Here is a 6,000-nt window from a genome sequence, read left to right on the forward strand (position 1 = left end):
CACACTGAAGGTGGGCGATCCACGGCCTCACCATCTCAACGCAGAGAGAAAGAACCCGATATCTGTGAATGACATCACTTCCCCAAGCGCCACGGCCAGCCGCAACGAGCTCGCCTACGACCTTGACCGGGCGCACGTCTTCCACTCCTGGTCGGCCCAGGGTGCCCTCAAGCCGCTGGTGATCGCCGGCGGGCAGGGCTCCCGGGTCTGGGATTATGACGGGCGCAGCTATCTGGACTTCTCCAGCCAGCTCGTCAACGTGAACATCGGCCACCAGCATCCGGCCGTCACCGCGGCCATCATCGAGCAGGCCGGTCGGCTCGCCACGGTGGCGCCCTCCACGGCGACCCTGACCCGCGGCGAGGCCGCCCAGCGCATCGTCGAACGGGCGCCGGAGGGCTTCAACAAGGTCTTCTTCACCAACGGCGGGGCGGATGCGATCGAGAACGCGATCCGCATGGCGCGCCTGCACACGGGCCGCGACAAGGTGCTCTCCACCTACCGCTCGTACCACGGCAACACGGGCGCGGCCATCGTCGCGACCGGCGACTGGCGCCGCATCCCGAATGAGTTCGCCCGCGGGCACGTGCACTTCTTCGGCCCCTACCTCTACCGCAGCGAGTTCTGGGCGACCAGCCCCGAGCAGGAGTCGGAGCGGGCCCTGCGCCACCTCGAGCACGTGATCCAGAGTGAGGGACCCGCGGGCATCGCGGCCGTGCTGCTGGAATCCATCCCCGGCACCGCCGGCGTGCTCGTGCCGCCGCCCGGCTACCTCGCCGGCGTGCGGGCCCTCTGCGACCGGTACGGCATCATGCTGATCCTCGACGAGGTGATGGCCGGCTTCGGCCGCACCGGCAACTGGTTCGCGTTCGACGGCTTCGACGTGGTGCCGGACCTGATCACTTTCGCGAAGGGCGTCAACTCCGGTTATGTGCCCACCGGCGGTGTGATCATCTCCGACCCCATCGCCCACGACTTCGACACCACGGTCTATCCCGGCGGCCTCACCTACAGCGGACATCCGCTGGCGATGGCGTCGATCGTGGCGGCCCTGGACGCCATGAAGAACGAGGGCATCGTGGAGAACGCCGCCCGGATCGGGCGCGACGTGCTCGCCCCCGGGCTCGCCGAGCTGCAGGCTAAGCACCCGATCATCGGAGAGGTGCGCGGGGTCGGCGTGTTCTGGGCGATGGAACTCGTCTCCGACCGGGAGACCCGCCAGCCGCTCAGCGGCGCCGTGATGGGCCGGATCAAATCGGAGTTGCTGGCCCGCAACCTGCTGCCGTTCCTGGCCGAGAACCGCATCCACGTGGTGCCGCCCTGCGTCGTCACCGACGCCGAGGTCGCCGAGGCGCTCACTATCTATGACGAGGTCCTCAGCCTCGACCGGCTTGTCTGACGCCCCGCGCACCCTCACCCCGACTCGATGAAGAGAATGAAGAGAGACGAACGCCCATGACCGAACTGCCCCTCATCACCCACTGGGTCGACGGGGCTCCCCTCCGGGGAGCCTCGACCCGCACCGCGCCCGTCTTCAACCCCGCCCTCGGCGCCGTCGCGAAGAATGTAATTTTGGCCAGTGCCACCGACGTCGACACCGCCGTCGCCTCCGCCCACGCTGCCTATCCGCTCTGGCGCGACACATCCCAAGCCAAGCGCCAGGGCGTGATGTTCAACTTCCGCGAACTGCTGAACGCGCGCAAAGGCGAGCTGGCCGACATCCTCACCGCCGAACACGGCAAGGTGACCTCGGATGCGCTCGGCGAGATCGCGCGCGGCCTCGAGGTCGTCGAGTTCGCGCTCGGCATGCCGCACCTGAGCAAGGGCGAGTACTCCGAGAACGTGTCCACGGGCGTCGACGTCTACACGCTGCGCCAGCCGCTCGGCGTGGTGGGCATCATCAGCCCGTTCAACTTCCCAGCCATGGTGCCCCTCTGGTTCTTCCCGGTCGCCATCGCGGCCGGCAACACGGTCGTGCTCAAACCGAGCGAGAAAGACCCGTCCGCGTCGAACTGGATGGCTGCCCTGATGACCGAGGCCGGCCTGCCCGCCGGTGTGCTCAACGTCCTGCACGGCGACAAGGAAGCCGTCGACGCCCTGCTCGTGCACCCCGACGTGCAGGCGATCTCGTTCGTCGGCTCCACGCCGATCGCGCAGTACATCTACGAGACGGCCGCCCACCACGGCAAGCGCGTGCAGGCCCTCGGCGGCGCGAAGAACCACATGCTCGTGCTGCCAGACGCAGACCTGGACCTGGCCGCGGATGCCGCGGTCAACGCCGGCTTCGGCTCGGCCGGTGAGCGCTGCATGGCGATCAGCGTGGTGGTGGCCGTGGAACCGGTCGCTGACGACCTGGTTACGAAGATCACCGCGCGGCTGAAGAGCCTCAAGGTGGGCGACGGCATGCGCGGATGCGACATGGGACCTCTGATCACGAAGGTACACCGCGACAAGGTGGCGTCCTACATCGACCTCGCCCAGACCGACGGAGCCGAGGTCGTCGTGGACGGCCGCGGCATCGAGGTAGACGGTGACGCGAGCGGATTCTGGCTCGGCCCGACCCTCTTCGACAAGGTCAGCACGGACTCGGACGTCTACCTCGACGAGATCTTCGGCCCGGTGCTCTCCATCGTGCGGGTCGCCAGCTACTCCGAGGGACTCGACCTGATCAACCGCAGCCGCTACGGCAACGGCACGGCCATCTTCACCAACGACGGCGGTGCGGCCAGGCGGTTCCAGAACGAGGTGCAGGTCGGTATGGTCGGCATCAACGTGCCGATCCCGGTGCCCGTGGCCTACCACTCGTTCGGCGGCTGGAAGGACTCCCTGTTCGGCGACGCCAAGGCCTACGGCCCGGCCGGGATCGCCTTCTACACCCGAGAGAAGGCCATCACGAGCCGGTGGCTGGACCCGAGCCACGGCGGTATCAACCTGGGCTTCCCACAGAACGCCTAGGGGATGAGGGCGTGCTTGGCCTGCACGCGGGCGGCCTCGGTGCGGAGCACCTCCAGAACGGTGCGCACGGCGAGGCGCTCGGCCCGATCGGGGCGCATCAGCGCCACGATTTGCCGCTCGGCGTCCACCCCGCGGAGCGGCTTGAGCACGAGGCGGCTCGGCTGGTCGCCGCCCCAGGTGTACCGGGGCACCAGAGCGATGCCGAGGCCTGCCACGACGAACGCTTCGATCACCCGCAGGTCGGCGAACTGCTGGGCGACGGTGATCTGGCTGCCTGCCTTCTGCTCGATCTGGTGCAGGATGCGCTCGAACGGGTAGCCGGTCGGCGCGCCGATCCAGGTCTCGCCGATCACGTCCGCCGGGGTGATCCACGACCGGGAGGCCAGCCGATGGTCGGCCGGCAGCCCGACGTCGAGCGGCTCTGTCATCAGCGGGACCACCGTCAGTCCGCGCCCGCCCCAGGGGAGCTGGCCGCGCAGGCTGTAGGCGAGCACGATGTCGTACTCCGCCGTGAGCGCGGGGAAGTCGCTCAGTTCCGGGTCCTTGTCGGTGCAGTTGACGATGAGGCCGGGCACGGCGGCGATGCTTCTCACCGCTCCCGGCAGCAGCATCTCGCCCGCAGTCGGAAAGGTGACCAGGCTCACCTCGCCCGTGGCGTCGTTTCGGAACTCGTCCCAGACCGCCCGGGCGCGGGCGAGGGCGACCGCGACATCCGTCGCGCTGCGGGCCAGAGCGCGGCCGGCATCCGTCAGAGTGAGGCCGCGACCGCTGCGCTCGGTGAGCGGCAGGCCGGCCTCGCGTTCGAGCACTTTCAGCTGCTGCGAGACAGCGGATGGCGTGCGGTGCGTGGCGCGGGCAACCTCAGTGATGCTGTGGCGTTCGGCCAGTTCGCGGAGAAGTTCGAGTCGTTGGACATCCATGTAGTAACGCTACACACTCCGTGCAGAACTATGCGATTGTGCTGCAAAGTTAAAGATGATGAACTATATACGTCGAACTCGAGCAATGGTGCCTCCGTCTTCCCGACACTCAACCCCATTTCCCGAAAGGTACGACCGTGTTTGTTCTTCTCGCCGTTCTTGTTCTCATCGTCATCTCCTCCGTCGTTGCCGTCGTCGTCGACGTGCACAAGGACGGATTCCGCCGCGTTCCCGAGCGCAAGCTCGTTCGTATCTTCTAGAGCAACGCCTGCTTCAGGTTCACCGACCGGCCGATGGCCTAAACTTGGTCCTGTGACGGACACACGCCAGCAGCTCATCGCCCACATCTCGGCCGAGGCCGTTTTCCACGGGGATTTCACCCTGACCAGCGGTAAGAAGGCGACGTATTACGTCGACCTGCGCAAGGTCAGCCTCGACCACCGCGTCGCCCCACTGATCGGCCAGGTCATGCTCGACCTGATCGCGCACATTCCGGATGTCACCGCGGTTGGCGGCATGACCATGGGCGCCGACCCGGTGGCGGCGGCCATCCTGCACCAGGGCGTGGCACGCGGAGCCGCGTACGACGCCTTCGTCGTGCGCAAGGAGCCCAAGGACCACGGCCGGGGCAAGCAGGTCGAAGGACCTGATCTCGCCGGCAAGCGCGTCGTCGTGCTCGAAGACACGTCCACCACGGGCGGTTCGCCCCTGGCGGCGATCGACGCGCTTCTCAAGGTCGGTGCGATCATCGCCGGCGTCGCCGTCGTGGTCGACCGAAACACCGGCGCGCGCGAAGTGATTGAAGCCGCGGGCTACCCCTATTACGCCGCGATCGGTCTTGAGGACCTGGGGCTGAACTAGTGCCCACAGACGAGGTGCCCGGCGAGGACGGAATGAAGTGGCTGGCATCTCAGCTCGGTGACGGCGCGCGCCCGGCCCTGCCGGACGAATATTCGCCCCGCCAGTCGCCGCGGTGGCCGAGAACCTCCCGCATTGTTCCACCGGCACCCGCCGAGCCGACGACCCATACCGGCGTCTTTCTCTGGGGGCTCAAGCCGACCTCCCAGCCTGACCCTCGGCTCGCCAAGGGTGCCGCGGCTCGGGCCGCCGCTGCTGCGGCTGGCGCTGCTGGTCCCGCTCCGGCGCCTCCTGCCGCTCCTGTGCCTTCGCCGGGAGCGACACCATCGGCTGGAGCGACGCCTTCGGCTGCGGGGCCAGCGAATGTGACAGGATCCGTGCCGATCACGACCGCGGCCCTGTTCGTCCTGACGCCCGCAAACCCGGCGCGTGCTGTTTCTGCAGTTGGTGCCGCTGCTTCCGGGGCTGCTTCGTCTGCTGAGTCGGCTGCCGTCGCGGCGGCTACGGCGGCTGCGGCCGCGTCCTCGTCTGCGGCCGCGTTTTCCGAGCTCCAGCCGGCCGCGTTCGCGCCCTCGGCCGCTGTCAGGTCGGCGGCTTCGTCCGCCGCGCTCAAGGATGCCTCGGCTTCGGAGCTGACGTCGGCCGAAACACGCTCGGTTTCAGCTTCGGGGCCCGCCCCGTGGGCGCCCGACGCGTTGGCACCGGCACCTCTGGTACCCGTCGAGGCTCCCGCGCCCCTGCCGATGCCCGGCGGGAACGGGCTGGACGAGTCTGACCGGAGCGGCAGCATCCGTTCGGAGAAAGCCGATCTCGCACCGGCGCCGTGGTGGACCACCTTCACGCAGTCGCCGCTCGAGTTGACCGCCGAGGAGGTTGCGGCCGCCGATCTGCTGGCCGGGCGCACGCCGCCTGCTCCCGACCCCGAGCCGGTCGCGCTGCCGGCTCCGGTCTCCGCCCGCGGCCGTCTGCGCGCACGACTGGCCGCGTCACTGTCGGCTCCGGCCCCTCTCGCGGGCCAGGCCCGCGACGCCGCCGGGATCGCTGGAGCCGAGGCCCGAGTTGCGGCGGGAGCCGCGGCCGTTGTTGCCGCCTCAGGTGCCCCGTTAGCCGCGGCAGCCATCCCGGCGCCGGAGGCAGCCGTCCCCGAACCGGATGCCCGTGCAGGCACACGGCTGGCCGAGACGGCGGCGCAGGCCTCGGCCGCGGCCCGCGCCGCGCCCACCGCCGCCCCGACTCCACCTTCACTGGCCGCAACGCCGGCCCACCT

The 6,000-nt window shown here is 69.0% G+C and carries 5 protein-coding genes and 1 pseudogene; 5 read left to right on the forward strand and 1 reads right to left on the reverse strand.

Going from position 1 to position 6,000, the window contains the following annotated elements:
* Positions 1 to 64 precede the first annotated feature (64 nt).
* Together E3T40_RS04460 and E3T40_RS04465 are read left to right on the forward strand one after the other, a co-directional pair.
* On the forward strand, positions 65 to 1,399 hold the full coding sequence (locus E3T40_RS04460; protein ID WP_233194020.1) for an aspartate aminotransferase family protein: 1,335 nt from the start codon (positions 65 to 67) through the stop codon (positions 1,397 to 1,399).
* Between the two features lie 56 nt (positions 1,400 to 1,455).
* Positions 1,456 to 2,955, forward strand: a complete 1,500-nt coding sequence (locus E3T40_RS04465; protein WP_134542788.1) for a CoA-acylating methylmalonate-semialdehyde dehydrogenase — start codon at positions 1,456 to 1,458, stop codon at positions 2,953 to 2,955.
* On the opposite strand, the gene E3T40_RS04470 is transcribed toward E3T40_RS04465, so the two are convergent.
* A complete protein-coding gene (locus tag E3T40_RS04470; RefSeq protein WP_134542789.1) occupies positions 2,952 to 3,875 on the reverse strand; it encodes a LysR family transcriptional regulator in 924 nt (307 codons plus the stop codon). The genes E3T40_RS04465 and E3T40_RS04470 overlap by 4 nt on opposite strands.
* A gap of 137 nt (positions 3,876 to 4,012) precedes the next feature.
* Between E3T40_RS04470 and E3T40_RS17275 the strand changes: the two genes are divergently transcribed.
* The 3 genes and pseudogenes from E3T40_RS17275 to E3T40_RS04480 form a co-directional block, all read left to right on the forward strand.
* Positions 4,013 to 4,135 carry a hypothetical protein gene (locus E3T40_RS17275; RefSeq protein WP_255408580.1) on the forward strand — a complete coding sequence of 41 codons (123 nt, stop codon included), beginning with the start codon at positions 4,013 to 4,015 and terminating at the stop codon, positions 4,133 to 4,135.
* 52 nt (positions 4,136 to 4,187) lie between these two features.
* Complete coding sequence (gene pyrE, locus E3T40_RS04475) at positions 4,188 to 4,736, forward strand: orotate phosphoribosyltransferase (protein WP_104170664.1); 549 nt, start codon at positions 4,188 to 4,190, stop codon at positions 4,734 to 4,736.
* Positions 4,737 to 5,428: 692 nt separating this feature from the next.
* Positions 5,429 to 6,000: pseudogene (locus E3T40_RS04480) on the forward strand (hypothetical protein); the annotation flags it as partial.

Source organism: Cryobacterium sp. TMT1-19 (genome assembly GCF_004403055.1).
Classification (GTDB): Bacteria; Actinomycetota; Actinomycetes; order Actinomycetales; family Microbacteriaceae; genus Cryobacterium; species Cryobacterium sandaracinum.

Coding starts and splice junctions, on each gene's coding strand:
- E3T40_RS04470 (WP_134542789.1), bottom strand. CDS start 3,875: ATGGATGTCCAACGACTCGAACTTCTCCGCGAACTGGCCGAACGCCAC.
- E3T40_RS04465 (WP_134542788.1), top strand. CDS start 1,456: ATGACCGAACTGCCCCTCATCACCCACTGGGTCGACGGGGCTCCCCTC.